The organism is Streptomyces sp. NPDC007157 (assembly GCF_040634235.1).
Taxonomy (GTDB): Bacteria; Actinomycetota; Actinomycetes; order Streptomycetales; family Streptomycetaceae; genus Streptomyces.
In genome coordinates this window covers 219,369-245,330 of sequence record NZ_JBEYFE010000012.1, presented here as the reverse complement: position 1 = coordinate 245,330, position 25,962 = coordinate 219,369, and the positions used below count along the sequence as shown (strand labels likewise).

Here is a 25,962-nt window from a genome sequence, read left to right as displayed (position 1 = left end):
CTCGTGTTCCTCGACGTCTGCCACCGATGCTGGGGCTTCACCGAAGGTGAAGGTCAACAGGGCGGTCGCGGTTGCGGTACGGCGGGCAGGAGTGGTTAGCCTGCGACGGACCGGAACACCCGCCGCCACCAGGACAAGGGAGCCCCCGCCGTGCCCCGAATAGCCCTCGCCACCTACGACCCCGGCGCGGAGCCGAGCAAGGACCAGGACCTGCCGGTGCTCCTGCGCGCGCTGACCGCCGCGGGGGCGGACGCCGTCGCCCGTCCCTGGGACGACCCCGACGTGGCGTGGGGCGCCTTCGACCTGGTCGTCATCCGCTCCACCTGGGACTACAGCTGGCGCACGGCGGAGTTCCTGCCGTGGGTGGAGCGGGTGGGGAAGGCGACCCGGATCGCGAATCCGGCCGCCGTGGTCCGCTGGAACAGCGACAAGCGGTATCTCGGTGATCTCGCGGCGGCCGGTGTGCCCGTCGTGCCGACCCGGTATCTCGCGCCGGGCGACCCGGTCGAGCTGCCGTCCGACCGCGACTTCGTCGTCAAGCCCACCTTCGGCGCCGGCGCCCGGTTCGCCGCCCGCTACACGCCCGACGAGCACGGGACGGCCGTACGGCACCTGGCCCGGATGCACGACGAGGGGCTGACCGCGGTGGTCCAGCCGTACGTCGCCGGGATCGACGTCAGCGGTGAGCGGGCGCTGCAGTTCTTCGGCGGGCGGCTGCTGCACGCCAGCCGCAAGCGGGCGGTCCTCACCCCGGGCACGGCCTACGACGCGGACAAGGTCGCCCACCCCGACCTGGCGCGGTGGACCCCTGACCCGGCCGAACTCGCGGTCGCGGAGCGTGCGTTGGCCGCCGTGCCGGAGGCGCCCGAGCTGCTGTACGCCCGGGTGGACCTGGTCGACGGGGCGGACGGGCAGCCGCAGGTGATGGAGCTGGAGCTGGTCGAGCCGAACCTGTTCCTGTTCCTGCACCCCGGCTCGGTGGCCGGGGTGGCGGAGGCGATCCTCAGCGCGGCTCGTCGATGACCGCGGTGCGCTGCAACAGGCCCCAGGTGAACTCCGCGACCACCTGACGGCCGTCCGGCACCTTGAAGGTGAGCCCCCAGCGGGTGGGGGCCGTGCCCTCCAGGGGGCGGGCGGGGGCGAACGCGCGGGCGGCCTCGTCGACCGTGCAGGACCAGGGGGCGAGGTCGTCGTAGGACTCCAGCCTCGGGGCGGGGGCGTCGGGGGCGCGGACCAGCCATTCGTTCCAGACCGCGCCGCCGGGGGCGACCATGACCTCGAAGCGCAGGGTGGGCCAGAGGGGGACCGGCCACTGCCAGGCCGCGCACTCCAGGTCGCCGACGGTGCGCTTGGTCTCCCATTGCGGTGGCCCGAGGACCGAGCGGTAGCGGGCGGCCGCCGAGCGGGACCGGGGCGAGCGGGCCATCGCCTGCCACCGTTTGTTGGCCTCCCGCATGTCCGCGATCGACGCGCCCAGCGCGCGCCGGGCGTCCTCGACCAGGTCCGGGTTGTGGTCGGCCATACGGCGCAGCAGCACCAGCTGGAAGTCCAGTTGCATGCCACCCATGGTGCACATACCGCTACCCGGCTGGTTCCCGGCCATTGCCCGGGCAATCCCCGATGGCTAGCCTGTGTTCGTCATGCCGATCGCCTGTTGATATCTCGAACGGCTCCCGCAGCTTCCGACGATATCCGGCGCCTAGACCCAAGGGAGGGGGCCGGACGTGGGACGCCTCGTGCCTGCCGTGACCCGGGCTCTCGACATTCTTGAGCTCTTCCTCGACGGGGACGGGACTCTCTCCGCCCCCGACATAGTGCGCAGACTCCAGCTGCCGCGCACCACCGTGCACGAGCTGGTGACCACGCTCTCCGCCCGGTCGTACATCGTGTCCGTACCCGGACAGCCCGGACGATACCGGCTCGGCGTCCGCCCGTACCAGCTCGGCAGCCGGTACGCCGAGCAGCTCGACCTCGCCGCCGAGGGCCAGCAGGTCGCCCGGTCCGTCGCCGAGACCTGTGACGAGACCGTCCATGTGGCGATCCTCGAAGGGACCGACGTCATCTACATCGCCAAGGTCGACTCCACGCACGCGGTCCGCATGGTCTCCGCCGCCGGCCGCCGGCTCCCCGCCCACTGCACCTCGGTCGGCAAGATGCTGCTGGCCTCGCTGCCGGAGCCGGAGCTGACCGCGCGCATCCCGGACGACGCCGACCTCGTCGCGATGACCCCGAACAGCATCACCGAGCCGGGCGCGCTGCGCGAGGCCCTCACCGGGATCCGGGCGCGTGGCGTCGCCGTGGAGAGCCGGGAGTCCAACCCGGACGTCTCCTGTGTCGCCGCGCCGGTCCGCGACCGTACCGGCCAGGTCGTCGCGGCGCTGTCCATCTCCGTCCCGATGATCCGCTGGAGCGACGAGCGCCGCGTCGAGCTGGAGCAGCTCGCGGCCAAGGGCGCCGCCGAACTCTCCGAGCGCCTCGGCCACCGGAGCGTGGCATGAAGACGGGACGCGGCACGGCATACACGGCGTACGAGGTCGCGGTGGCGGCGGAGGCGACGCTGGGCGAGGGCCCGACGTGGGACGCGGCGACCGGCCGGCTCCTGTGGATCGACGTCCTGGGCGCGCGGATCCACACGTACGACCCGGCCACGGGCCGCCGCACGATCCGCACCGCCGAGCAGCACATCGGCGCGGTCAAGCCCCGCGCGAACGGCGGCCTGGTCCTCAACCTCCGCGACGGCGTCGGCCTCCTCGACCCCGACGACACGTTCCGCTGGCTGCACCGCGAGCCGGTCCCCGGCCGCCGCGCCAACGACGCGGCGGTGGCGCCGGACGGCTCCCTGTGGGCGGGCACCATGCGCTACGACGAGACGGTGGGCGGCGGCACGCTGTCCCGGGTGACCGGTGACGGCTCGGTCACCACCCTGCTGCCCGATGTCACCGTCAGCAACGGGACGGGCTGGAGCCCGGACGGCACCCGCGTGTACTACGTCGACACGCCGACGCGCCGGGTGGACGTCTTCGACTACGACGGCGAACTCCCCGTCGACCGGCGCCCGTTGGTGACCATCGAGGAGGGTGCCGGGTTCCCCGACGGGCTGACGGTGGACGCGGAGGGCTGTGTGTGGGTGGCGCTGTGGGGTGGGGGAGCGGTGCGCCGCTACACGCCCGACGGCGAGCTGGACCGGGTGATCAGCCTGCCGGCGTCGCTCACGACGGCCTGTGCGTTCGGGGGTGCCGATCTGACCGACCTGTACGTCACGACGGCACGGGTCGGGCTGGACCGGCCGCATCCGACGGCGGGGGCGCTGCTGGTGATTCCGGGGGCCGGGAAGGGAGTTGCCCAACCGGCGTTCGCGGGGTAGCGGTTGCCTCGGCCGTCGCTTCGGCTGCGGGTGCGTGGGGGCTGGTCGCGCGGTTCCCCGCGCCCCTGACGGGGCTCGACAGCCGCGGGCAGTCGCGCCTCCCTCAGTGCCTCAAGGGCCTGGGAGGTGCCCCAGGCGGCACGGGTGGGGGTGGCGGCACCCTGCGGGCGCCGGTGAGCGACACCCCCCGCCCCAGCCCACCCGCGCCTACAGAACCCCCGCCGCCTTCAGCTCCTCCGCAGTCAGCGGGGGGCGGGTCAGTTGCGGTCTCAGCGGGCCCACCAGGGCCCCCAGCACCACGCCCGGCGCCATCAGCACCTCCGCGCCCCGCTCCAGCGACGTCACGTCCGTCACTCGGCGGGCGATCCGGCCGTTCCCGGTCGCCGTGTACAGGAGGCGGTTCACATACACCTGCGTCAGCCGGTCCCGCAGTGTCGGTCCGTTCTCCGTCGCGCCGGGGTAGAACACGTCCGCCCCCGTCGACAGCTCCCAGGCCGCCCGCGCCGGCCGGCTCACCGCCTTCTGGAGGGACCGGGCGAGCCCGGGTGCGCCCCACCCCTGACGCCGCATCACGTTCCGCACGGCGAGTGCCCCTTGTGCCGCCACCGACATCCCGTGCCCGTACACGGGGTTGAGCGCGCACACCGCGTCGCCGAGGACGGTCAGGTTCTCCGGCCAGGCCTGCGCCCGTTCGTAGAAGTGGCGCCGGTTGGCCGTCGTACGGGTCATCGACACGTCGGTCAGCGGCTCGGCGTTCGCGAGGAGTTCGGCGATGACGGGGTGGGCCAGTTCCTCCCGGGCGTAGCGCAGGAAGTCGTCGGCGTCGGCGCCCGGTTCGGCGCCCCGGCTGCCGTGGAGGGTGACCAGCCACCGGCCGTTCTCGATCGGCATCAGGACGCCGCCGCGTCCGGGGCGGGCGCCCTGCGGGCTCGCCTGGAGGTTGACGATCGGGAAACCGGTCCGGACCGTCTCCGCCGGGGCCCGGAACATCCGGCTGGCGTAGGCGATACCGGCGTCGACCTCGCGGAACTCCGGTACGGGTAGGCCGAGTTCGGCCAGCCAGACGGGTGTGCGGGAGCCGCGGCCGGTCGCGTCGACGACCAGCCCGGCGGTGCGCACGTGCTCCGCGCCGGAGTCGAGCGCCCGCAGCCGTACGCCCGTGACGGCGAGGTCCGTGCCGAGCAGGCCCACCGCCTCGGTCCGCGGCAGCAGTTCGATCCGGTCGTCGGCGAGCACCCGCTCCCGTACCACCCAGTCCAGCAGGTCCCGGCTGCCCGGCAGCACGAACGCCGACTCCGCCCAGCGCCGGTACCAGCCCTGCGGGGACAGGGCCACCATGTCCGTGGTCACCGGCAGCCGCCGTATCCCCGCCGAACGCAGCCGCCCGATGGTGCCGGGCAGCAGTTCCTCCAGGGCGCGTGCGCCGCCGGACCACAGCTGGTGGACGTGCCGGGCCTGCGGGAGCCCCTTGCGCGGTTCCGGTCCGGCGGGCAGCGCGTCCCGTTCCACGACCACGACCCGGTCCGTGAAGGGGGCGAGCGCCCGGGCCGCGAGCAGGCCGGCGAGGGAGCCGCCGAGGACGACGGCGGTGCGGTCAGTCATGAAGGGCAACGCTCTCTGCTGGGGCGGTCGCACGTTCCCGTACCGCCTCGATCCGGTCGGGGTGGCGCAGCGCCCGGGAAACCGCCGCGATCTCCCGGACGAGGTGGGTGGCGTCCGGGCCGCCGGCCGCGTCGGCGGGCTCTGGGGTACGGCCCCGGGTGCCGACGGCGTTCAGGATGCTGACCGCGGAGGCCAGTGCCCGGGCCTGCTCGGGCGGGTGGCCGAGACCGAGCGCGGCGTCGTAGGAGCGCCGGTCGAGGTCGGCGTCGATGTGCCGGGTCAGGGGCAGCAGCACGTCCCGGATGAACGTCTCGCGCCGGGTCAGTCGCAGCTCGGGCGTGGCGCGCAGCACGAAGGGGATGCCGGCGCCGTGCACGGTCCGGGTCAGCTGGTACAGCGGCCGCAGCTCGTGGTGGGCGAGCCGGACCCGCCAGCGGTCGTGGAGGTACTGGCCGGCGTGCGGGAGGATGAAGCCGACGGCGATGTTGATCGCGGACAGGGCGGCGACGGGCGGGGCCAGGCTGGTGCTGAGCCAGTCCAGGTCCGAGCCGCACCAGCGGGCGGTGACCGCGACCAGCTTGCAGACGTCGAAGATCAGGTTCAGGACGTAGCCGACGCCGAGCAGCTTCAGCCCCCAGCGCAGCCAGGCGTCCAGGCCCTCGGTGCGCACCCAGTTCCAGATCAGCCGTGAGGTGATCAGACAGGCCACGCAGTGGGCGACGAGGTAGAGCAGGATCTCCTCGCGCATGAAGGGGGTGGTGGCGTAGTACGTGTCCAGGTCCCGGAGCCGTTCCACCGGCACGTCGGCGAGCGCGAACAGCAGCCACAGCGCGGCGATCACCGAGGAGTAGCCGACGATCACCCAGCGCATCGCCCGCCGGGTGGCGGCCGAGCGGTCGGAGAGGCCGTTGCGCCAGGCGATGATCAGCAGCAGGCAGGAGCCGCCGAACGCGGTGATGAGCGAGTAGGCCCAGGGCGCGGAGATGTTGGGGACGCCGGTCCACCGGTTCACGGCGGCGATCGTCGACGGCGTGCAGAACACGAACACCGCGCAGGCGAGCAGCAGCAGTCCGCCGACCGCGCGCAGCAGCGGGTCGCGCCACAGCCGGATGATGGTGGGCAGTTTGATCACCAGGGCGGTGGTCAGTACCGCGGTGGGGATCCAGAAGGAGATGTAGAGCTGGCTGAGCAGCCCCGAGGGGTTCGCTGCCGACAAGAGGGTGGTCACCGTGCCGCTCCGCCGCGTCCGCGGTAGCCGAGGGTGCGCTGGACGGGGCCGGACGGAGGGCGCCGCGACTGCTCGACGTAGGGCCGGAAGGCGGTCGCCAGCCGATACCCGAACTCGTCGGCCTCGGCCTCGTCGGACTCCCGGGAGCCGTTGCGCGCGGCCGCCGTCAAGGCCGTGTCCCGCCAGCCGGGCCGGCCGGCCAGCGCGCGTGCCGCCTCCGGGCCGACCCCGTGATGATGGCGGTGGCCGGTGTGCAGATGCCACAGCTCATGACCGAGGATGACCAGTTGCTGCACGGCCTCGGCCCGCTCCTCGACGATGACCAGGTCGAAGTCCTGGAACTCCACCCACAGTCCGGTGACCTCGATCTCGTCCGGGAACCGCTCGAACCGCAGCTCCACCGGCCGCCCGCCGCGCAGTGCGGTCATCTCCTCGCACAGCACCCGGCACAACTCGCCCACCCCGGCGGGCTGTCGGGGCCGGGTGCGGACGGCGGCGGTGAGGCCGGCGGCGAGGCCGCGCATCTGTGCGCCCGGCCGGGCGCGCCGCAGCCTCGCGGCGATCCGGGCCCACCGGTGCCGCGCGCCGGCCAAGTCCATCGTTCCCCCTTCGCCCCGCCCCGCGGCGGGCACCGTGCCGCGTCGGCCCGTCCGAGATTACGCGTCCGGATGTGTCCGCGTCATGCGATCCGGCGACGGTGGTTCACTCCGGAACGACCCCGGAACGGCCCCGGAACGACCGTCGGCGCAGGAAAGTCCCGCCGGACCCATTGACGCGCAAGCGCTTCGATTTTACGGTCCCGTTCGAAGTTACGAGCACAATCCGAAATATCGAACGGGCTGTACCGAGCAGGTTGTACAGGCAAGTTCCTCGAACGTAAGGGCAGGCAATGGGACGACCTGGCCTCAGTCGCAGGCACCTACTGGGCACCGCGGGCGGATTGGCGGCGGCGGCGAGCTTCGGCTTCGCGGCCCTCGGCAGCGGAGCCGACGCGCTCGCCTCCACCGCGCGCACCCGCGTCCGCTACTGGAACCTCTTCAGCGGCGGCGACGGCTACAACATGATCGCGATGCTGGACGCCTTCCGTAAGGCGCACCCGGACATCGCGGTGAAGGACTCCACCCTCCAGTGGGGCAACCCCTTCTACACCAAGCTGGCCATGGCGGCCGCCGGCAACCGCGCACCGGACCTCGGCGTCATGCACATCGGCCGGGTCGCCGGCTTCGCGCCGGGCCGCCTCCTGGACGCCTGGGACGTCGACCTGCTCGCCGAGTACGGCCTGCGGCAACAGGACTACAACCCCCGGCTGTGGCAGCGCGGCCTCATCGAGGGCAAGCTCTACGCCCTGCCGCTCGACGTCCACGTCCAGCTCTGCTTCTACCGCAAGGACGTGCTGAAGAAGGCGGGCCTGCTCGGCGCCGACGACCGGATCGTCCCGATCACGTCCACCGACGACTGGTTCGGTGTGCTCAAGGAGGCCAGGAAGGCGACCCAAAAGGGCCTGCAGACCATCGGCCTGTGGATCAACGACCAGAACTTCCAGTGGTGGTTCTTCGTCGCCTTCTACACCCAGCTCGGCGGCACCTGGTTCGACGACGCCGACACCGAGGTCACCTTCGACACCGACAAGGCCACCCAGGTCCTGGAGTTCCTGCGCCGGCACGTCACCGACGGATACGCCGACCCGACCATGGGCTCCGTCGGCGCCGAACAGTTCATCAACGGCGCCCCGTTCGCCTGGGAGGGCAACTGGTCGGTGCCCGTCTACAACGCGGCGAAGCTCGACTACGGCGCGATCCCGCTGCCGCCCGTCTTCGGCAGACAGGCCACCCACGCGGAGTCCCACTCCTTCGTCCTGCCGCACCAGTCCGACCGCGGCGGCGCCACCGACGAGGCCGCCCACCGGCTCGCCGCCTACGTCGTCACCCACGCCCGGCAGTGGGCGGCCGGCGGCCACATCCCCGCGTACACGCCGACCCTGTCGACCGCCGCGTACCAGAAGCTGTACCCGCAGAACGAGTACGTGTCGGCCATGGACCACCAGGCCAACGAGCCCAAGGTGTGGTTCGCGGGCTCCACCGGCATCCTCGCCCAGCGCGTCGGCCCGATCGTCGTCTCCTCGACGCTCGGCTCCGCCAAGCCCGACGCCGCGGCCGGCCGGATGAAGAGCGAGCTCGCCAAGCTGCTCGCGATGAAGAACCCCATGGACGGCAGGACCGCCGCGCAGGGAGGTACGGCCGCATGACGACCGCCGAGACCGTTCTCGCCCCGGCACGCGCCAGGATCGCCGCCGACAGCGCCACCGTCCGCCGCAGACAGGGTTTCCAGCACGGCGGCTGGTTCGTGGCGCCCTTCCTGCTCCTCTTCGTCCTCTTCGTGATCTGGCCGCTGCTGCGCGGCATCTACCTCAGCCTCACGGACGCCAACATCACCGGTGCGGGAGCGGGCTTCGTCGGCCTCGACAACTACCGCGAGGCCCTCAAGGACCCGCTGATGTGGGACGCCCTCGGCCACAGCGCGTACTTCACGCTGCTGGTCGTGCCCTGCATCACGGTCCTCGCCTTCCTGCTGGCGATGCTCGCCCACCACATCGAGCGCGGGAAATGGCTGTGGCGGCTGTGCTTCTTCGTGCCCTTCCTCCTCCCCTCCACCGTCGCCGGCAACCTCTGGCAGTGGCTGTTCAACCCCGGCACGGGAATGGTCAACCACGTGTTCGGCGTCGACACACCCTGGCTCACCGACAAGTCGTACGCGATGCTCGCCATCGTCATCGAGACCCTGTGGTGGACGGCCGGCTTCAGCTTCCTGCTCTACCTCGCCGCGCTCCAGTCCATCCCCGCCCACCTCTACGAGGCCGCGAAGCTGGACGGCGCGAACGCCTGGCACCGCGCGGTCCACATCACGCTCCCCATGCTGCGCAACATCACCGGCCTGGTGGTCGCCCTGCAGATCCTCGCCTCGCTCCAGGTCTTCGACCAGGCCGTGGTCATGATGGACTTCGGCCCCGGACCGGAGAACTCGACCCGCACCTTCGTGCAGTACACCCTCGAAGAGGGCTTCACCAGCTACCGCGTGGGCTACGCCTCCGCGATCTCCGTCATCTTCTTCGTGATCATCGCCGCCGTCGCGCTCGCGAGGATGTGGCTGCTGCGCAACCGCACCGAGGAGGCCACCCGATGACCACGGCCGTACCGCACCGCAAGTCCGCCTGGACGCCGAGCCAGATCGTCCTCACCCTCCTCGGCACGGCCGTCTCCGTCGTCTTCCTCGCCCCGCTCGCCTGGGGGCTGTTCACCTCCCTCAAGTCGGAGACCGAGGCCGTCGAAGTGCCGCCGCACTGGCTGCCCGAGCACTGGACGGGCCAGGCGTGGCGGGCCCTCTTCGACACCGGCAACATCACCGACTGGTTCGTGAACTCCCTGGTCGTCTCGGTCTGCGTGACGTCGATCGTCCTGCTGGTGAGCGCGCTCGCCGGATACGGCTTCGCCCGCACCGAGTTCCGCGGCAAGGGCCCGCTGCTGGCCCTGGTCATGTCCGGCCTCATGGTCTCCCCGGCCGTCCTCGGCGTCCCCCTGTTCACCACCGTCCAGCAGATGGGCATGGTCGACACCTACTGGGGCATGATCCTGCCCCAGTGCGCGCCCGCCGCCATGGTCTACATCCTCTACAAGTTCTTCCAGGGCGTGCCGCGCGAACTGGAGGAGGCCGCCTTCATCGACGGCGCGGGCCGCTGGCGGGTCTTCTTCACGATCGTCCTCCCGCTCTCCCGCCCCTCCCTCGCCGCGGTCGGCATCTTCACCTTCATCGCCTCGTGGAACAACTTCCTGTGGCCCTACATGGTGACCAACAACCCCGACCTGATGACCATGCCGAACGGCATCGCGACCGTCATGAACTCCTACGGCATCCAGTGGGCCCAGCTCATGGCCGGCGGCCTCATGGCGGGCCTGCCGCTGATCGTCGTCTTCGTCTTCTTCCAGCGCCAGATCGTGGCGGGCGTCGCCCACACGGGCCTGGCCGGCCAGTGAGGAGCCCGAGTTGAAGCGCTTCCCCCGACTCGCCGCCCTGCTCGCGGCGGCGACGATCGCCCTCCTCCCCACCACCGCCTCCGCCGACGTCACCTACCCCGACCCCCTCCCGCTGACCGGCCTGCAGATCATCCACGACCCCACGGTCCACCGGCTCGGCGACGGCCGGTACGTCGCCTACTCCACCGGCGGCATCATCGGCGCCCGCCTCTCCACGAACCTCCGCGACTGGACCGACGCGGGCAACGCCTTCACCGTGCCGCCGAGTTGGTGGTACGACTACAACTCCACCGCCGACCCCTGGGCCCCCGACCTCTCCTACCGCGACGGCCGTTACTGGCTCTACTACGCCGTCTCCTCCTGGGGCACCAACCACTCCGCGATCGGCGTGGCCACCTCCCCGTCCGGCCTCCCCGGCACCTGGACCGACCAGGGCAAGGCGTTCTCGTCGGAGACGACGGACTCCTGGAACGCCATCGACCCGGCGGTCGTCCGGGCCGACGGCAAGCTGTGGATGGCGTTCGGCTCGTACTGGACGGGCATCCGCATGGTGGAGCTGAACCCGCGCACGGGCAAGGCGATCCCCGGCGCCGCCGTCGCCCACCTCGCCACCCGCCCCGACGCCCCCTACGCCGTCGAGGGCGCCTCGATCCTCCACCACGGCCGCTACTACTACCTCTTCGCGTCCTACGACGCCTGCTGTGCCGGAGTGAACTCCACCTACAAGACCAGGGTGGGCCGTTCGACGTCGGTGACGGGCCCGTACGTGGACAGCACGGGGAAGCCGCTGCTGGAGGGCGGCGGCGACCTGCTGCTGGCGAGCCACGGCCGTTACATCGGCCCGGGCGGCGAATCGACGTTCCGTACCCATGGCAAGACCTGGCTGGCGTACCACTACTACGACGCCGACGACAACGGCACCCCGAAGCTGGGGCTCAACCCGCTGAGCTGGACAAAGGACGGCTGGCCACAACTCACTTAGAGTCAGCCGACCCAGGGGCGCGGGGCTGTATCCGATATGCGGCTACCGCCGCGTGAGCGCGACCAGCCATGGACCACCCGCACCCGCCCACGATCGAGAACCACCCACCCCGAAAGGCGAACATTGCGCACCGCCCGCTTCACCCTCGACCCCGCTTTCACCATCGGTGAAGTCAACCCCCGCCTCTTCGGCTCCTTCGTCGAGCACCTAGGCCGCTGCGTCTACACCGGCATCTTCGAGCCGACCCACCCCACGGCCGACGCCGAAGGCCTGCGCACCGACGTCCTCGACCTGGTCCGCGAACTCGGCGTCACCACCCTCCGCTACCCCGGCGGCAACTTCGTCTCCGGCTACAAGTGGGAGGACTCGGTCGGCCCGGCCGAGGAGCGCCCGCGCCGCCTCGACCTCGCCTGGCGGTCGACGGAGACCAACCGCTTCGGACTCGGCGAGTACATCGCCTTCCTGAAGAAGGTCGGCCCGCAGGCCGAGCCCATGATGGCGATCAACCTCGGCACGCGGGGCGTGGCGGAGGCCCTGGAACTCCAGGAGTACGCCAACCAGCCCTCCGGAACCGCCCTGTCGGACCTCCGTGCCGCCCACGGCGACAAGGACCCCTTCGGCATCAGGCTCTGGTGTCTGGGCAACGAGATGGACGGCCCCTGGCAGACCGGCCACAAGACCGCCGGGGAATACGGCCGCGTCGCCGCCGAGACCGCCCGCGCCATGCGCCAGATGGACCCGTCCGTGGAACTGGTCGCCTGCGGTTCCTCCAGCCAGTCCATGCCGACCTTCGCCGAGTGGGAGGCGACGGTCCTCGCGGAGACGTACGACCTGGTCGACTACATCTCCCTGCACGCCTACTACGAGCCCCAGGACGGCGACGTCGACTCCTTCCTGGCCTCCGCAGTCGACATGGAGTCCTTCATCGAGAACGTGGTCGCCACCTGTGACCATGTGGGCGCCAGGCTGAAGTCCAAGAAGAAGATCAATCTCTCCTTCGACGAGTGGAACGTCTGGTACACCTCGAAGTGGCATGCGATCGAGAACTCGACCGCGCGGGACTGGCCCGAGGCCCCCCGCCTCCTGGAGGACAACTACAGCGTCACGGACGCCGTCGTCTTCGGCTCCCTCCTCATCGCCCTGCTCCGGCACGCCGACCGCGTCACGGTGGCCTGCCTGGCCCAGCTGGTCAACGTCATCGCCCCGATCATGACCGAGCCCGGCGGCCCGGCCTGGCGCCAGACGACGTTCTTCCCGTTCGCCCAGGCGTCCCGGTACGGCCGGGGCCAGGTCCTGGACGTGCGAGTCGACTCACCGACGTACGAGACGAAGAAGTTCGGCGAGACGAGCCTGCTGCACGCGACGGCCGTCAGGGCGGAGGACGGCACGGTCACCGTCTTCGCCGTCAACCGCAGCCGGACGGAGGCGCTGCCGCTCGAAGTAACCCTTGGCGGGCTGGGCCTGACGTCGGTGACGGAACACAGCGTCCTGTCGGACGAGGACGCGAACGCCCGCAACACCTTGGAGGAACCGGAGCGGGTGGCACCTCACCCGGCAAAGGGCACGACGTTGACCGACGGCACGCTGACGGCCGTTCTCGAACCCTTGTCCTGGAACATGATCCGACTGGCCTGAGGGGCAGCGCCCCCTTGTTCTCAGGGGCGCGGGGAACTGCGCGAGCAACCCCCCACAACCCGCGCCTAGCGGCCGGGGGAGTCCACCGAAGTCACCGGTACTCCTCCGGCCGCGCTCCCCAGCAACTCCAGCCGCACAACCCCCGGCCCGAACTCGCTCGTCCCGTCCGAAAGCACGGCCAGGGCCAGCGTGTTGGCCCCTCTGGTCCGCAGGATGCCGTTAGGCAGCACGAACGTGTGCTGCGGCCCCACATCGTTGATGTACTGCCCGAGGTTCCAGCCGTTCAGGAAGATCTGCGCCCGGTAGGCCCGCGCCGGATCGTCCTCGAGGACCAGCCCCACCGACGCGTCGACCCCGTCCGGCACGGCCAGTCTGAAGCCGGTGCGGTACCAGGTGACGCCCATGCCCTTGTCCGCGCGCGGGAGTTCGGCCTGTTCCCACCCGGCGTCGGCGAAGCCGGGCAGATGCCAGCCCTGCCGTTCCCCGTGGAGCCCGCCGTTGTTCAGCGGCCCTCGCACCGGATCGGGCGCGCTCTCGCCCTGGATCCGCCAACTCACCTTCGGGGAAGCGCCCTTGAAGGTCACGGCGGTCAGGCCGCGGGCCACCTTGTGGGTGTCCAGGGACCGGCCGTCCATGTCGTGCTGCATCCGCCGCACCAACACGGACAGCACGTGCCGCCGCTGCTCGCGCTGCTCCTTCTCCGACCCTTTCTCCGTACCCTGCTCCGCTTTCTCCGCCGCTTCCTTCTTCCACTTCTTCGTCAGACCGGCGACGGAGAACTCGGCCGTGGCCGCCCAACTGCCCTGCCGGACCGTCTTCGTGTCCGGCACCGGCATCCGGTGCGAACCGAGCGGCTCCCCGTCCAGCCAGGCCATCAGCATGCCCTGGGTGCCCGTGCTGTAGGCGAGGGAGAGGGACTCCAGGTCCTGGAGGTCGCCGTCCACCCGGCCTCGGTACCAGACGTCCCCGTAGTGGAAGCCGTAGTCGTCGGCGAACAGCACCGGCTGACCGTCCGGGACCGGCGTCGTACTGAAGGACGTCTTCTTGTCGGCCACCGTCCACGACGAGTCGTCGAAGGCCGGCGCCGACTCGAGGTTCTCGGTCTTGCGGCGCCAGCCGGCCAGGACCGGCAGCGCCGGCTTCGGCGCCCCGGCCAGGTCCGACGTGGCGACCAGGCTCTCCGAGAGGGCCACCCGGGTCAGTACCGGCCGCCCGTTCCAGGTGACCGAGGAGATCCCGCGCGGCCCCCAGACCTCCAGGCCGGTCGGCCCGACCGTGTCCCCGGTGAGCTGCACGGTCGACCCGCTGAGCTTGGCGTGCCGCAGCAGCGCCGGACCGTAGACCAGCAGGGTGCCGGACGGAGTGTCGTACGGGAACAGCCGTAGTGCGGTCGCGTCGTCGGCGAAGAGCAGGAGAAGCGGGGTGTCGCTCTCGCCGCGCTGGACCAGGACCCGGGTGAGCCCGCCCTGGCCGAGCGGCGCGGTGACGTGCAGGACGCCCTGGTCGTAGACCCAGGCCGCCTCGGCGTCGAGGCGCTGGACGAAGGGCTCGGTCGGGCACTCCAGGACCAGGTGCGCCATCTCGCCGTACCGGCCGGTGAACAGGGCGATGTCCTGCCGGCCGGCGGTGAACACGGCCATCGGCTGCGCGGTGGCGTACCGCAGCTTCCGCTTGCCGAGGGAGAGCCCGGTGGTGATGAGCCGGGCGTCGTGGGCCGGGACGGTGACCTCGATGTCGTCGCCCCCGTCCTGCTTGCGGGTCTTCAGGGTGGACGTCACCTCGCTCGCCCCGTCGTTGCGCAGCACGTACACGTGCGCCTGGGTGTCCGGGTTGGTGAGGTGGTACGTCTTCAGCCCGTCCGCGTGGACGTCCGCCGCGCGCTCCAGCTTGGCGAAGTCCGGGACGCGCTGGAGGAGGTGGCCGAGCTGGTGCATCGGTGCGATCTTCGGGGTGACGTTGCGGGCCTCGTCGATGGCCGCCCCGTAGTCGTACGACGTGTAGACGACCGGTGCGGGCAGCCAGCCCCAGTTCGTGCCGCCATAGGTCATGTAGACGTTGTGCAGGGTGATGCCGTTGGCGAGGTTGGTGAGGTAGAAGCGGCGTTCGTAGGCCGCGTCCCGGGTGCGCCGGGACTCGGCGTACCCCTTGCCGCCGAACTCGACCCCGCCCCACGGATCGAACCAGCCGCCTCCGTACTCCGGCACGAACCCGGGCGTACGGGGACTGGCGGTCGCGCCGCCCTTGAGGCCGCCGATCCCGAAGTCGCCCCAGTCCGGCGGGGTCTGGGTGGGGGCCGGGTAGCCGTCGAAGCCGTACAGCCAATTCCCGGTCTCGCCGCCGGTGTCGAAGGAGCCGGGGATCCAGTAGCCGTTGCGGCCCTTGTCGTTGTGGAAGAGGGGGACGTCGATGCCGTCCGCGCGCACCTTCTTGTACAGGTGGGACATGTAGGCGGGGCCGGCCGGATCGGCGACGTGGCCGTCGTACTCGTTCTCGATCTGGTAGAGCAGGACGGTCCCGCCGCCGTCCGTGTGCTGGTGGCGGCGCACGATGCGGTTGACGGCCGTCAGCCACGCGTCGACGTGCCCGAGGTAGGTCGGGTCGGTGGTGCGGGCCGAGCCCTGCGTGGCGGTCAGCCAGCCGGGGAAGCCGCCGGCGTCGACCTCGGCGTTGATGTAGGGGCCGGGGCGGAGGATGACGTACAGCCCGGTCTCGGCGGCCGTGCGCAGGAACAGGTCCAGGTCACGGACGCCGGTGAAGTCGAACGTGCCGGGCGCGGGGGAGTGGTAGTTCCACGCCACGTAGATGCTGACGGTGTTGTAGCCGTGCGCCCGCATCTTCTCCAGCACGTCCCGCCACAGGGACGGGCTCGGGAGCCGGAAGGGGTGCAGTTCGCCCGACCAGACGACCAGCCGCCGGCCGTCGATCACGAGGGAGTACTGGTCGTAGCCGATCGCGTGCCGCCGCCCGTCGGCGCGCGGCGCGGCGGGGGGCGGCCCGGTCGGCACGGTGCGTGCCGCGTAGGCCGCGGGCGCCCCGGGGCCGCCGCTGCCGCCCAGGGCGAAGCCGAGCGCGGTCGAGCCGGCGAGGGCACTGAAGGTACGTCTGCTGAGCGCCAAGGGATCCTCCCGGGCGATCTTACGGGGCGCGGGTGCGGCCATTGTCCACGGGAGTACGCCCCACAATGGACACATGAGGATCTCGGCACGAGCGGATTACGCGGTACGGGCGGTCCTGGAGCTCGCCGTACGGCAGGACGACGGCCCGGTGAAGGCCGAGGAGATCGCCGGGGCGCAGGAGATCCCGCACAAATTCCTGGAGGGCATTCTGGGTGACCTCCGGCGCGCCGGGATCGTCGACAGCCGGCGTGGCGGGGGCGGTGGCTACCGGCTGGCCCGGGACGCGTCCGCGATCACCGTGGCGGATCTCATCCGGGCGGTGGACGGCCCGATCGTGTCGGTCCGCGGCGAGCGCCCCACGGGACTGGCCTACACCGGCACCGCCCGGCCGCTGCTGCCCCTGTGGATCGCGCTCCGCGCGAACGTCCGCCGGATCCTCGAAGGCGTCACCGTGGCGGACATCGCGGCGGACGCCCTCCCGGAGCCGGTCCGGGCCCTGGCCGCGGAACCGGCGGCATGGGAGAACCCGTAGGGGCGGGGCGAGAGTCGAGGGGGCTGTGAAATCCGCCGTTGTGAATGGCCGGAGTTCGCCCTGACCGCTCGGTGCGGGGGTTCCTACGATGCGAGCGCCTCGTTCTTCACAGGAAACTCACAGGTTCTTCAAAGGTGAACCACATCGAACCTTGAGGGCGTGCGATTCCTGCGGGCCGAGGGTGTCACCCCCCACTCGATCACCGAACCGGAGAAACCATGAAACCCATGAGGCATGGACTCCTGCTCGGCGGAGCGCTCGCCGCGCTGCTCACCGCCGGGTTGCCCGCCCAGGCCAAGGCCTCGTCGTCGCCCGTCTTCGACGACCCGCCGCCGGACAAGATCGTGATCAACGTCGCCACGGTGAACGGCTCCGGCTGCCCGCAGGGCACCACCGCCGTCGCCGTCTCCGAGGACAACGAGGCCTTCACCGTCACCTACAGCGACTACCTCGCCCAGGCCGGCGGCAACTCCGACCCCACCGCCTTCCGGCGCAACTGTCAGCTCAACCTGGTCGTTCATGTGCCGGGCGGTTTCACCTACGCCATCGCCAGCGCCGACTACCGCGGCTTCGCCTCGCTCCAGCAGGGTGCCACCGGTACCCAGCGCGCCTCGTACTACTTCCAGGGCTCGTCCAACACGGCCTCCGCGAACCACCCCTTCCGGGGCCCCTACGACGACAACTGGCAGGCCACCGACACCACCGACTGGGCCCAGCTGGTCTGGGCGCCCTGTGGGGTCCAGCGCAACTTCAACATCAACACGGAGCTGCGGGTGACCGCCGGGAGCGCGAACCCCGGCAAGGTCAGCTTCATGACCATGGACTCCACCGACGGCGAGATCAGCACCGTCTACCACCTGGCCTGGAAGGAGTGCCCCGCCAAGTAGTCCGCGCGTCGGCAAGCGGTCCGCGCGTCGCTCACAGGCTCCCCGGGCGGACCAGCCCGGTCCGCTTGACCCCCGTCAGGATGGGTGTGACCTCGGTCGTCGTGACGTGTTCGAGGGCGCCGACGGTCTCGCTCAGGAAGACGTACAGCGCGTCGAGGTCGGCCGCGGCGACCGCCACCAGCAGGTTGGCCGAGCCGGTGGTCGCCGAGGCGAACCGCACCTGTGGATGGCGGCTGAGCCGCCGGCCGGTCTCCTCCAGGCCGCCGGGGGCCACCGTCATCCACAACAACGCCTCGGTACGGATGCCCAGCCGGGCGAGGTCGACCTCGGTCGCGAGCCGTACGACCAGGCCGTGCGCCAGCGCCTCCAGGCGCCGGCGCACGGTCAGCGCGGAGGTGTCGGCACGGCGGGCGAGCTCCGTGTAGGAGGCTCGCCCGTCCTCGACCAGCCCGGCGATCAGCCGGTGGTCGAGGGGCTGGAGCGGGGTCCTGTCGTGGGCCGCCGGCAGGTCCGGGCGCAGACCGGCCAGCTCCTCCTCGGAGAGCAGGCCGCCGCTCCAGTCGAAGCCGGCCGGGAAGACCCGCAGCAGCGCGTGCGAGGTCCACGTCCGGACCGCCGCGGTGGCCGGGAGGTCGCGCAGCAGCAGGTTGTTGCGGGCGTCCGGGCCGTCCAGGAACAGCACGGCGCAGATCTCGTCGCCGCCGCCGAGGACGTCCACCCAGACGGTGTCGGGGCGGCGGGCCAGGGTGGCGGCGATGGCGCTGATCCGGTCGGGCCTGCACCGGATGCGCAGGGCCAGCGGGACCAGGTCGGGGAAGCACACGGGGTTGCGGACGGCCGTCGCCCGCAGCGTGCCGTCGTGGTAGAGCGGCGCCGCCCGCCGGACCACGGTCCGCTCGGAGACGCCGAGGACCCGGCCGACGGTACGCCACGAGGCACGCGGGGAGGCCATCACCGCGGCGGCGATCCGGCTGTCGGTCTCGTCCAGCTGATGGCGTGCTTTCTCCATATCCATGGATCATATGGCGTACTTCCTTGACAGAAGGCCCACCTTCTGGCTCGTTTCCAGGCTCCCGGTGAGGATCGGAGACATCGCAGCCGAACCGAGAGAGGTGAGCACCTTGGCGGACGTCGAGAACCCGGTCGTGGCCACGGAGCAGGGCAGGGTCCAGGGGATCGCCGCAGGCGGGGCGGTCTCCTTCCGGGGCATCCCGTACGCCGCGTCGCCGGTCGGCGAGCTGCGGTTCGCCGCGCCGCGGCCGCACCCGGGCTGGACGGGGGTGCGGGAGGCGGTACAGGCCGGGCCGGCCGTTCCGCAGGGCCCGTCCCGCCTGGAGCAGGTGATGGGACACCGGGTGCCGGACTGGGACGAGGACGGCAGCCTCACCGTCAACGTCTTCGCGCCGCGCCGGGCCCTGGCGGACGGAACGCCCCGCCCGGTCCTGGTCTGGTGGCACGGCGGCGGCTTCACCAGCGGCTCCGGCGGCTGGGACTGGTACGACGGCGGCCGCCTCGCCGCCCTCGGCGACATCGTCGTCGTCACCGCCAACTACCGGGTGGGTCCGCTGGGTTACCTGTACCTGCCGGAGATCGGCGCCGCCAACCTCGGCCCCCAGGACCAGGCCGCCGTGCTGCGCTGGGTGCGGGACAACATCGCCTCCTTCGGCGGCGACCCGCGCGAGGTGACGGTCGGCGGCCAGTCGGCCGGCGCCTACTCCACCCTGTCCCTGGCGCTCGACCCGGGGACCTCCGGCTTCGTCACCCGGGTGCTCCTGCAGAGCGGACCCTTCGGCCTGGCCCCGCAGGACCCCGAGGACGCGGCCGAGAACGCCGAGGCCTACCTGCGGCTGCTCGGCGTCCCCGCGGACGCGGACGCGCTGCGCGCCCTGCCCGCCGAGCGGCTCCTGTCCGCCTACGGACGGCTCGCGGGCCGGCTCGCCCGCCCCGGCAACGCCGCCCCGCCGATGTACCCGGTGCTCGGCGCCCCCGGCATGCCCCGCACCTGGCAGCGGGCGCTCGCCGACGGAGCCCTGGAGGGCAGGCCGCTGCTCATCGGCACCACCGCCGACGAGGCGACGTCCTTCTTCGCCTTCGACCCGGCCATTCAGCACCTGACACCCGCCGGTGTCCTGGACCTCCTGTCCGCCCAGGCCGGCGACCGGGCCCGGGAGATCTACGACGGGTACGCCGCCCGGCTCCCGCGGGCCACCCCCGCGCAGATCTGCACCGCGATCGGCACGGACACGCTCTTCCGCGACGGCTCGCTGGAGATCGCCGACCACCACGCGGCCGGCGGCAACGCGACCCGCGTCTACCGGTTCGACCACCGCCCGGCCGAGGACCCGCACTCCCTCGGCGCCGCCCACTGCGCCGAACTGCCCTTCCTCTTCAACACGTTCGACGCCTACCCGGACAGCCCGATGCTCGGCAGGGTCGGAGACGCCCAGCGCGCCCTGGGACACGAGTTCGCCACCGCGGTTGCCGAGTTCGTCCGCACCGGATCGGTGCACGACTGGCTCCCCTACGCACCCGGGACCCCGGCCCGCATCCGCCACTTCGGCTGAGCGGCCGGCCCGGCCGATTCGGCCGATCGACCCCGCCCCGGCGCTGTGCGAGGGCCGGAGCGGCCCGGTTCAGCCCCCGGCCGTCGCGGTCGCCGTCGCCCGGAACGTGTTCCGGTACGCCTGCGGGGACACCCCGATCGCAGCGTGCAGGTGCTGCCGCAGGGACGTGCCGGTGGCGAAGCCGACCTCCGCGGCGATCCGGTCGATCGCCAGGTCGCTGGTCTCCAGCAGGTGGCGGGCCCGGTGCACCCGCTGCTGGATCAGCCAGCGGCCGGGACTGACCCCGGTCTCGTCCAGGAAGCGGCGCGCGAAGGTGCGCTGGCTCATCCGGGCATGCTCGGCCAACTCCCTTAGAGCCAGCGGCCGTTCCAGGTTCTCCAGGGCCCAGGCCCGGGTGGCCGCGGTCCCGGTGGCGCTCTCGTCCGGCACCGGCTGCTCGATGTACTGCGCCTGGCCGCCGTCCCGCCACGGCGGTACGACGCACTGCCGGGCCACGCTGTTGGCGACCGCGCTGCCGTGGTCGGAGCGGACGATGTGCAGGCAGACGTCGACACCGGAGGCGGCGCCCGCGGAGGTCAGCACCTCACCGTCGTCGATGAACAGCACATCCTGATCCAGGGCGACCTGCGGGAACATCCGGCGGAACCGGGGCGCCAGCGCCCAGTGCGTGGTCGCGGGCCGCCCGTCGAGCAGCCCGGCGGCCGCGAGGGTGAACGCCCCCGTGCAGATGGAGACGATCCGCGCACCGGGCCGGATCCGCGCGAGCGCGGCGGCGACCGGCGCGGGCAGCTCGTCCGTGATCCGTGACATGTCGTACGGCGGTACGACCACGGTGTCCGCGCTCTCCAGCACCTCGGGCCCGTGGCCGACGGTGACCGTGAAGTCGGCGTTGGTCGCCACCGTACGGTCGTCGGTCGCCGCGCAGGTCAGCACCTCGTAGGCGCCCGGGACGCACGGGAAGACCCGGTTCGGGATGCCCAGCTCGAAGGGGTAGACCCCGTCGAGGGCGAGCACGACGACCCGGTGGGGGCGGGTCTTCAGGAAGTCGATATCGGGCATGGCACGATTCTATCGCTCACCGCCTGTCCGGCCATCGCCCGCAACGCCGCAGCCGTACGCGCGTCCGCCGGGAAGAAGGTCTCGATGGCGATCTCGTCCAGGGTCACGTCCCGCGGGGAACCGAACACCGTGGTGGTGTAGAGCAGGGCGAGGTCGCCGTGGTCGGAGGACAGACGCAGGGGGACCACCAGGTCGTCGTAGGCCGATCCGCTGTCCCGGGGCTCGTCCGGCCCGGGGGCCGGGTAGCTCTCCAGTTCCGTGAGGAGTTCGGCGAGTCCTGCGGCCGAGGTACGGTCCAGCTGGCGGCGGACCCGGCGCAGTACGTGCGCACGCCACTGCGCGAGGTTCCGGATGCGTCCGGAGAGGCCGTCGGGGTGCAGGGTCGCCCGCAGCACGTTGAGCGGCGGACCGGTCACGCCCGGCGTGACATCGCCGAGGAACAGCCCCATGGCACGGTTCGCGGCCAGCAGCTCCCACCGCACGTTGACGGCGAGCGCCGGATTCGGCTCGTGCCCGGTGAGGACGGCCTCCACCGCCGCGCGTGCCGCGCCCAGATCGGCATAGGTGCGTTCGCGGTGCACCGGGGCGAAGCCGGCCGCCAGATAGAGCGCGTTGCGCTCCCGCAGCGGCACGTCGAGTTCGTCGCACAGCCGCCGGATCATGTCCCGGCTCGGGTTGGCCCGCCCGGTCTCGATACAGCTCAGGTGCCGGGTCGACAACTCGGCGGCGAGCGACACGTCCAGCTGCGAACGCCGCCGCCGCTCACGCCAGCGCCGCACCAGCACCCCGACCGGCTCGGTTGTGGTCGTCGTCATGCACCTCAGGCTGCCCGGCGGCGCGGGCCACGGCAATGACCTCGCAGGTCATCGACAGTACGCGCCCCGCGCCTCCAAAGTCGTGAGCAGACAGCCCACTTCACCGCGAGGGGACGACCATCATGACCGAGACCGCAGAACGTCTGGACGAGTACGTACGGTTCTGGAACACCGGGACCGAGCAGGAGCAGCGCGCACACGCGGCGGCCGCCTTCGCCGACGGCGTCGAGTACCGCGCCCAGATCGGAGTCCTCAACGGGACCCAGGCGCTGATCGACTTCCGCAACCAGTTCGCCGCCCACATGGGCCCGGTCACGCTCCGCCTGCGCGACCAGCCCCAGGTCCACCACGACCGCGCCCGGCTCCGGTGGGAGATCCTCACCGGCGACGGCGCGGACACCTCCTTCGCCACCGGAACCGATGTGCTGCACCTCGACGGGGACGGCCGGATCAGCTCCGTCACGGTCTTCCTCGACCGGGCGCCCGAGGGGTTCGACCCGGCGGCGCACGACTAGACCATGTCGGGCTGCCGGGTCCGGCTCTCCTTCGGTCCTGCCCGGGACGTGGTCCTGGTCCACGGCACCGCGCGCATGCTGACCCGGGAGGAGCTTCCGAAGGAGGTGGGCGACGCCTTCGCCGCCAAGGACGGCTGGGACCCTCGCGAGGACCACCCGTCGTATGTCTTCTTCCAGGTCACCCCGCAGGTGCTGCAAGCATGGGGCACCGTTGCGGAGTTGGCCGGGCGGACCCTGATGCGCGACGGGAAGTGGCTGGTCTAGGGCTTCAGCCGGTCACGGGCTTGCCGAGGCGGATCCGGGTGTCGCAGCCGATGTCCTGGTGGTACGTGGTGGAGCCCTGCCGGTACTCGTAGTGGCAGGTGGTCAGGTCCCCGTGCACGGCGCCGGTCACCTTGACCCGGGCCTCGTAGTACAGGTCCGACAGGGCGTGCGCCTTGATCTGGATCGAACTGCCCTTGTGATCACCGGCACGGTCGACGTCTTCCGCGGCACCGACGGGCGTCGCCCCTATGGGGTGACCGCCGATGCCGCCGGAGCTGTTGATCCGGTACCCCGTGATCCGCAGCCCGGCCGGCACATGGACGATCTTCCCGCTGAGGACGGTGAGCGGCTTCCCCGACTTGTTCTCCATCTGCAGCATGCTCACCCAGTACTCCTTGCCGACCTGGGCGTGCTCGTACCCGGAGATGCCGTAGGCCTGCAGGCTGCCCTCCAGGGCCGTACCCCCGCCGTCGGAGCACGAGGTGAGGGCGGTGGCGCTCAGTGCCAGGAACACGGCGAAAAGGCGTCTGGGCATGGCTGGATCTCCCCGGTGGACTCGCAGTACCGGGATCAAATCACGCCGTTCACTGCATGTGGAGGTCGGGTGGAGGAAGAGTGCCGGGCGATGCGTGCGGCCACCCGGTCATCCAGTTCCTGGTCGTTGGGAATCGGAGTCGATCACTCGCCCAGCGGCTCATTGCCACCCCACGCGACGCCCGCCTCGCCCGCCATCTCGCCGTCGCCCAACTCCACGTGTGGGGCGGCCCGTTCGCCTCGGCCGAAATCGTCGACAAGGTCGGCGTGGTCGTCGCGGAGCTCGCGGCCAACGCCGTGACGCACGGGCGGGTGCCGGGGCGGGACTTCGAGTTGCGGGTGTCGCTGGTGGCGGGGAGCGTGCGGGGCGAGGTCGCGGACACCCTGGCCGAACGGCGGCCGCCCGCACCCGGCGTCGTACGGCCGGGCGGGCCGCTGGACGACGGCGGGCGCGGGCTCGTGCTGGTGGGCGCGCTGGCCGATCGGTGGGAGGTGCTGAGCAGGGACTGCGCCGACGCACCGGGCAAGACCGTACGGGCCGAGGTGGACCTGCCTTTTCGGCGCAGACCCTGAGGGTCAGCTGGAGACGCCGAGGGTGAGCGTGCCGGTGTAGCCGGCGGTGGTGGAACCGGTGACGGTCAGCAGGCCGGAGGAGGCGCCGCCGTCGTCGTAGATGGAGTCCTGGGCGAGGGTGGTGCGAGTGGTCGTGTTGGTCGAGTAGGGCGAGACCTTGGCGACGGCCGTGGTGATGGTCTCGTTGATGAAGAGCTGGCCCGTGTGCACTGTCCTGCCGCCGGTGAAGGAGCCGTCGGACGTCAGGGTGACGCCTGTATGGACCTTCACGTGGATGTGGATGCAGCGGCCCCGGTACCACCCGGGGTAGATGGTGGTGATGTTGGCGACGCCGCTGGAGTTGGTGAGCACGCCGCCGCGCAGGAAGGTCCCGTCGTCGGCCTCGTTGTGGCCGTTGTTGCCGACGTAGCCGGAGTACTCGCCGAGCGCGTCGGTGTGCCAGACCTCCACCAGGGCGTTGGGGATGACGGTGCAGGCGGAGTTGACGACGGTGAGCGCGAGCTTGAACGTGATGCCGGGCTTGCCCTCGGTGATGTCGGTGCGCACCAGCGCCCCGTCGAGGTAGTAGGGGCCTTCGGTCATCTCCTCCGTGAGTGTGCAGACCACCGCGGCGGCGGCCGGCTTGAGGTCGGGGGCGGCGGCTGCCGCGGGGGCCTCGGTCGAGACCGCTGCGCCTACGGCCAGGGCAGCGGCGGTCGTCCCGGTGGCGACGAGTACGGTACGGCGCCCGACGGAGCGGGCACCTTCTGAGGTGTCTGTCATGGACACGGCACCGTAGGGACGGTTGCTGTCGGAAAGCTGTCAGTTCGGCAAAGTGGACACCCGTCAAGTCCTGAGTTGAGACAGCCGAACGGGCAATCACCCTTCGACACCGCGGAACTCGAAGGCACCGGGCATGAAGAGGGCCATTGGTGTAGTTCACCGCGACGAGGGCACCCCCTGAACGGCGAGGGCTCGACGGAATCGGCACGGAAACCGGTTCTAATCGCACCAGAGAACCGAGATGTCCCGCAGTGCCGGAGGAAGATGTTCCATGGCTGCCAATCCGCTTCTGCCGACGCCGTCCGGCCCCTACCTGGGCAAAGGGCTGCTGCCCGCCGATTTCTATTCCTTCGAGGAACTGCTGACGGACAGCGAGCGGGAGAAGATCGGGCGCGTCCGCGAATTCCTCGACACGCAGGCCGCTCCCCTCGTCGACGACTACTGGGCCCGGGCCGAGTTCCCCTTCCAGCTCGTGGAGGGATTCGGCGGGCTCGGGCTGGTGGACTGGGCGGACCCGGCCTCCACGGAATCCAAGCCGAGCAATCTCCTTTCGGGATTCCTGGCGCTGGAATTCGCGCATGCCGACGCGTCCTTGGCGACCTTCTCCGGCGTGCACACGGGGCTCGCCATGGGCTCGATCCTCGCCTGTGGCTCCGAGGAGCAGAAGCAGCGGTGGCTGCCGGCGATGAGCCGCTTCGAGAAGATCGGAGCCTTCGGGCTGACCGAGCCGCACGGGGGTTCCGACGTGGCCGGCGGCCTGCGGACCACCGCGCGCCGCGACGGCGACGGCTGGATCCTCGACGGGGCCAAGCGGTGGATCGGCAACGCGACCTTCGCCGACCTGGTCGTCATCTGGGCGCGGGACACCGAGACCAACCACGTGCTCGGCTTCGTCGTGGAGAAGGACACCCCCGGGTTCACGGCGACGAAGATCGAGAACAAGATGGCGCTGCGGATCGTGCAGAACGCCGACATCGTGCTCGAAGACTGTCGCGTCCCGGAGGCCAACCGGCTGCAGAACGCGAACTCGTTCAAGGACACCGCCGGCATCCTGCGCCAGACGCGCAGCGGGGTGGCCTGGCAGGCCGTGGGGACGATGTTCGGCGCCTACGAGATCGCGTTGCAGTACGCGAAGGAACGCGAGCAGTTCGGGCGCCCGATCGGCGGCTTCCAGCTCGTCCAGGACCTGCTGGTGAAGATGCTCGGCAATGCCACCGCCTCGTGCGGGATGGTGGTGCGCCTGGCCCAGTTGCAGGACGCCGGGATCTTCAAGGACGAGCACTCCGCCCTGGCGAAGGCGTACTGCACCGTGCGGATGCGGGAGAGCGTCGGGTGGGCCCGGGAGCTGCTGGCCGGCAACGGCATCGTCCTGGACTACAAGGTCGGCCGCTTCGTCGCCGACGCCGAGGCCCTCTACTCGTACGAGGGCACGCGGGAGATCCAGACCCTGATCGTGGGACGCGCCGTCACCGGCGGCCTGAGCGCCTTCGTGAAGTGATGAC

At 71.4% G+C, this 25,962-nt stretch carries 25 protein-coding genes; 15 read left to right on the top strand and 10 right to left on the bottom strand.

The genetic code is table 11. From position 1 onward, the window contains the following. Positions 1 to 150: 150 nt before the first annotated feature. Positions 151 to 1,023, top strand: coding sequence for a hypothetical protein (locus tag ABZ642_RS23265; RefSeq protein ID WP_360487200.1), 873 nt, complete (start codon positions 151 to 153; stop codon positions 1,021 to 1,023). On the opposite strand, the gene ABZ642_RS23260 is transcribed toward ABZ642_RS23265, so the two are convergent. After that, positions 1,004 to 1,558 carry a hypothetical protein gene (locus ABZ642_RS23260; RefSeq protein WP_360487197.1) on the bottom strand — a complete coding sequence of 185 codons (555 nt, stop codon included), beginning with the start codon at positions 1,556 to 1,558 and terminating at the stop codon, positions 1,004 to 1,006. The genes ABZ642_RS23265 and ABZ642_RS23260 overlap by 20 nt on opposite strands. A 166-nt stretch (positions 1,559 to 1,724) precedes the next feature. Between ABZ642_RS23260 and ABZ642_RS23255 the strand changes: the two genes are divergently transcribed. Both ABZ642_RS23255 and ABZ642_RS23250 read left to right on the top strand, forming a co-directional pair. Continuing rightward, positions 1,725 to 2,498 carry an IclR family transcriptional regulator gene (locus ABZ642_RS23255; protein WP_360487194.1) on the top strand — a complete coding sequence of 258 codons (774 nt, stop codon included), beginning with the start codon at positions 1,725 to 1,727 and terminating at the stop codon, positions 2,496 to 2,498. Further along, complete coding sequence (locus ABZ642_RS23250; protein WP_360487191.1) at positions 2,495 to 3,364, top strand: SMP-30/gluconolactonase/LRE family protein; 870 nt, start codon at positions 2,495 to 2,497, stop codon at positions 3,362 to 3,364. Before ABZ642_RS23255 ends, ABZ642_RS23250 begins: the two co-directional genes overlap by 4 nt. Positions 3,365 to 3,571: 207 nt before the next feature. Here ABZ642_RS23250 and ABZ642_RS23245 read toward each other — a convergent pair whose 3' ends face one another. From ABZ642_RS23245 to ABZ642_RS23235, 3 genes are read right to left on the bottom strand one after another with little or no spacing between them, the layout of a single operon-like run. Next, entirely contained in the window at positions 3,572 to 4,966 is a 1,395-nt protein-coding gene (locus tag ABZ642_RS23245) for a pyridine nucleotide-disulfide oxidoreductase (protein WP_360487188.1), read from the bottom strand. Further along, on the bottom strand, positions 4,959 to 6,194 hold the full coding sequence (locus ABZ642_RS23240; RefSeq protein ID WP_360487185.1) for an MAB_1171c family putative transporter: 1,236 nt from the start codon (positions 6,192 to 6,194) through the stop codon (positions 4,959 to 4,961). Before ABZ642_RS23240 ends, ABZ642_RS23245 begins: the two co-directional genes overlap by 8 nt. Then, positions 6,191 to 6,793 (bottom strand): toxin-antitoxin system, toxin component family protein, encoded by a 603-nt coding sequence (locus tag ABZ642_RS23235; RefSeq protein WP_360487182.1) that lies wholly within the window; start codon positions 6,791 to 6,793, stop codon positions 6,191 to 6,193. The genes ABZ642_RS23240 and ABZ642_RS23235 overlap by 4 nt, the downstream gene beginning before the upstream one ends. A 290-nt stretch (positions 6,794 to 7,083) precedes the next feature. On the opposite strand from ABZ642_RS23235, the gene ABZ642_RS23230 reads away from it, so the two are divergent. The 5 genes from ABZ642_RS23230 (at position 7,084) to ABZ642_RS23210 (ending at position 12,839) form a co-directional block, all read left to right on the top strand. Beyond that, the gene (locus ABZ642_RS23230; protein WP_360487179.1) at positions 7,084 to 8,439 is read left to right on the top strand and encodes an extracellular solute-binding protein; all 1,356 of its coding nucleotides are present in this window, start codon (positions 7,084 to 7,086) and stop codon (positions 8,437 to 8,439) included. Next, a complete protein-coding gene (locus ABZ642_RS23225) occupies positions 8,436 to 9,374 on the top strand; it encodes a sugar ABC transporter permease (protein ID WP_360487176.1) in 939 nt (312 codons plus the stop codon). Before ABZ642_RS23230 ends, ABZ642_RS23225 begins: the two co-directional genes overlap by 4 nt. Beyond that, on the top strand, positions 9,371 to 10,222 hold the full coding sequence (locus tag ABZ642_RS23220; protein ID WP_360487173.1) for a carbohydrate ABC transporter permease: 852 nt from the start codon (positions 9,371 to 9,373) through the stop codon (positions 10,220 to 10,222). Before ABZ642_RS23225 ends, ABZ642_RS23220 begins: the two co-directional genes overlap by 4 nt. A gap of 10 nt (positions 10,223 to 10,232) precedes the next feature. Further along, positions 10,233 to 11,204, top strand: coding sequence for an arabinan endo-1,5-alpha-L-arabinosidase (locus ABZ642_RS23215; protein ID WP_360487170.1), 972 nt, complete (start codon positions 10,233 to 10,235; stop codon positions 11,202 to 11,204). Between the two features lie 123 nt (positions 11,205 to 11,327). After that, the gene (locus tag ABZ642_RS23210; protein ID WP_360487167.1) at positions 11,328 to 12,839 is read left to right on the top strand and encodes an alpha-N-arabinofuranosidase; all 1,512 of its coding nucleotides are present in this window, start codon (positions 11,328 to 11,330) and stop codon (positions 12,837 to 12,839) included. A gap of 65 nt (positions 12,840 to 12,904) precedes the next feature. Here the strand turns inward: ABZ642_RS23210 and ABZ642_RS23205 are convergent, their stop codons facing one another. Further along, positions 12,905 to 15,955, bottom strand: coding sequence for a beta-galactosidase (locus tag ABZ642_RS23205; RefSeq protein WP_360487164.1), 3,051 nt, complete (start codon positions 15,953 to 15,955; stop codon positions 12,905 to 12,907). A gap of 73 nt (positions 15,956 to 16,028) precedes the next feature. Between ABZ642_RS23205 and ABZ642_RS23200 the strand changes: the two genes are divergently transcribed. Both ABZ642_RS23200 and ABZ642_RS23195 read left to right on the top strand, forming a co-directional pair. Next, complete coding sequence (locus tag ABZ642_RS23200; protein ID WP_360487161.1) at positions 16,029 to 16,487, top strand: Rrf2 family transcriptional regulator; 459 nt, start codon at positions 16,029 to 16,031, stop codon at positions 16,485 to 16,487. A 227-nt stretch (positions 16,488 to 16,714) separates the two neighbouring features. After that, positions 16,715 to 17,374: a DUF4360 domain-containing protein gene (locus tag ABZ642_RS23195; RefSeq protein ID WP_360487158.1), complete on the top strand. Its 660-nt coding sequence runs from the start codon at positions 16,715 to 16,717 to the stop codon at positions 17,372 to 17,374. A gap of 31 nt (positions 17,375 to 17,405) precedes the next feature. On the opposite strand, the gene ABZ642_RS23190 is transcribed toward ABZ642_RS23195, so the two are convergent. Next, on the bottom strand, positions 17,406 to 18,383 hold the full coding sequence (locus tag ABZ642_RS23190; RefSeq protein ID WP_360487155.1) for an Lrp/AsnC family transcriptional regulator: 978 nt from the start codon (positions 18,381 to 18,383) through the stop codon (positions 17,406 to 17,408). A 112-nt stretch (positions 18,384 to 18,495) separates the two neighbouring features. On the opposite strand from ABZ642_RS23190, the gene ABZ642_RS23185 reads away from it, so the two are divergent. Next, a complete protein-coding gene (locus ABZ642_RS23185) occupies positions 18,496 to 19,938 on the top strand; it encodes a carboxylesterase family protein (RefSeq protein ID WP_360487152.1) in 1,443 nt (480 codons plus the stop codon). 69 nt (positions 19,939 to 20,007) lie between these two features. Here the strand turns inward: ABZ642_RS23185 and ABZ642_RS23180 are convergent, their stop codons facing one another. After that, the gene (locus ABZ642_RS23180) at positions 20,008 to 20,997 is read right to left on the bottom strand and encodes a helix-turn-helix domain-containing protein (protein ID WP_360487149.1); all 990 of its coding nucleotides are present in this window, start codon (positions 20,995 to 20,997) and stop codon (positions 20,008 to 20,010) included. Beyond that, positions 20,976 to 21,812, bottom strand: coding sequence for a helix-turn-helix transcriptional regulator (locus tag ABZ642_RS23175; RefSeq protein WP_360487146.1), 837 nt, complete (start codon positions 21,810 to 21,812; stop codon positions 20,976 to 20,978). The genes ABZ642_RS23180 and ABZ642_RS23175 overlap by 22 nt, the downstream gene beginning before the upstream one ends. 122 nt (positions 21,813 to 21,934) lie before the next feature. Between ABZ642_RS23175 and ABZ642_RS23170 the strand changes: the two genes are divergently transcribed. Both ABZ642_RS23170 and ABZ642_RS23165 read left to right on the top strand, forming a co-directional pair. Next, complete coding sequence (locus ABZ642_RS23170; protein ID WP_360487143.1) at positions 21,935 to 22,327, top strand: nuclear transport factor 2 family protein; 393 nt, start codon at positions 21,935 to 21,937, stop codon at positions 22,325 to 22,327. Between the two features lie 3 nt (positions 22,328 to 22,330). Then, positions 22,331 to 22,591, top strand: a complete 261-nt coding sequence (locus ABZ642_RS23165; RefSeq protein ID WP_360487140.1) for a hypothetical protein — start codon at positions 22,331 to 22,333, stop codon at positions 22,589 to 22,591. Between the two features lie 4 nt (positions 22,592 to 22,595). Here the strand turns inward: ABZ642_RS23165 and ABZ642_RS23160 are convergent, their stop codons facing one another. Continuing rightward, entirely contained in the window at positions 22,596 to 23,126 is a 531-nt protein-coding gene (locus ABZ642_RS23160; protein WP_360487137.1) for a hypothetical protein, read from the bottom strand. A gap of 110 nt (positions 23,127 to 23,236) precedes the next feature. Here ABZ642_RS23160 and ABZ642_RS23155 point away from each other — a divergent pair, with 110 nt between their 5' ends. Beyond that, the gene (locus ABZ642_RS23155) at positions 23,237 to 23,698 is read left to right on the top strand and encodes an ATP-binding protein (RefSeq protein WP_360487336.1); all 462 of its coding nucleotides are present in this window, start codon (positions 23,237 to 23,239) and stop codon (positions 23,696 to 23,698) included. Between the two features lie 3 nt (positions 23,699 to 23,701). Here the strand turns inward: ABZ642_RS23155 and ABZ642_RS23150 are convergent, their stop codons facing one another. Continuing rightward, positions 23,702 to 24,460: an intradiol ring-cleavage dioxygenase gene (locus ABZ642_RS23150; protein ID WP_360487134.1), complete on the bottom strand. Its 759-nt coding sequence runs from the start codon at positions 24,458 to 24,460 to the stop codon at positions 23,702 to 23,704. 271 nt (positions 24,461 to 24,731) lie between these two features. Between ABZ642_RS23150 and ABZ642_RS23145 the strand changes: the two genes are divergently transcribed. Next, entirely contained in the window at positions 24,732 to 25,958 is a 1,227-nt protein-coding gene (locus ABZ642_RS23145; protein ID WP_360487132.1) for an acyl-CoA dehydrogenase family protein, read from the top strand. Positions 25,959 to 25,962 lie beyond the last annotated feature (4 nt).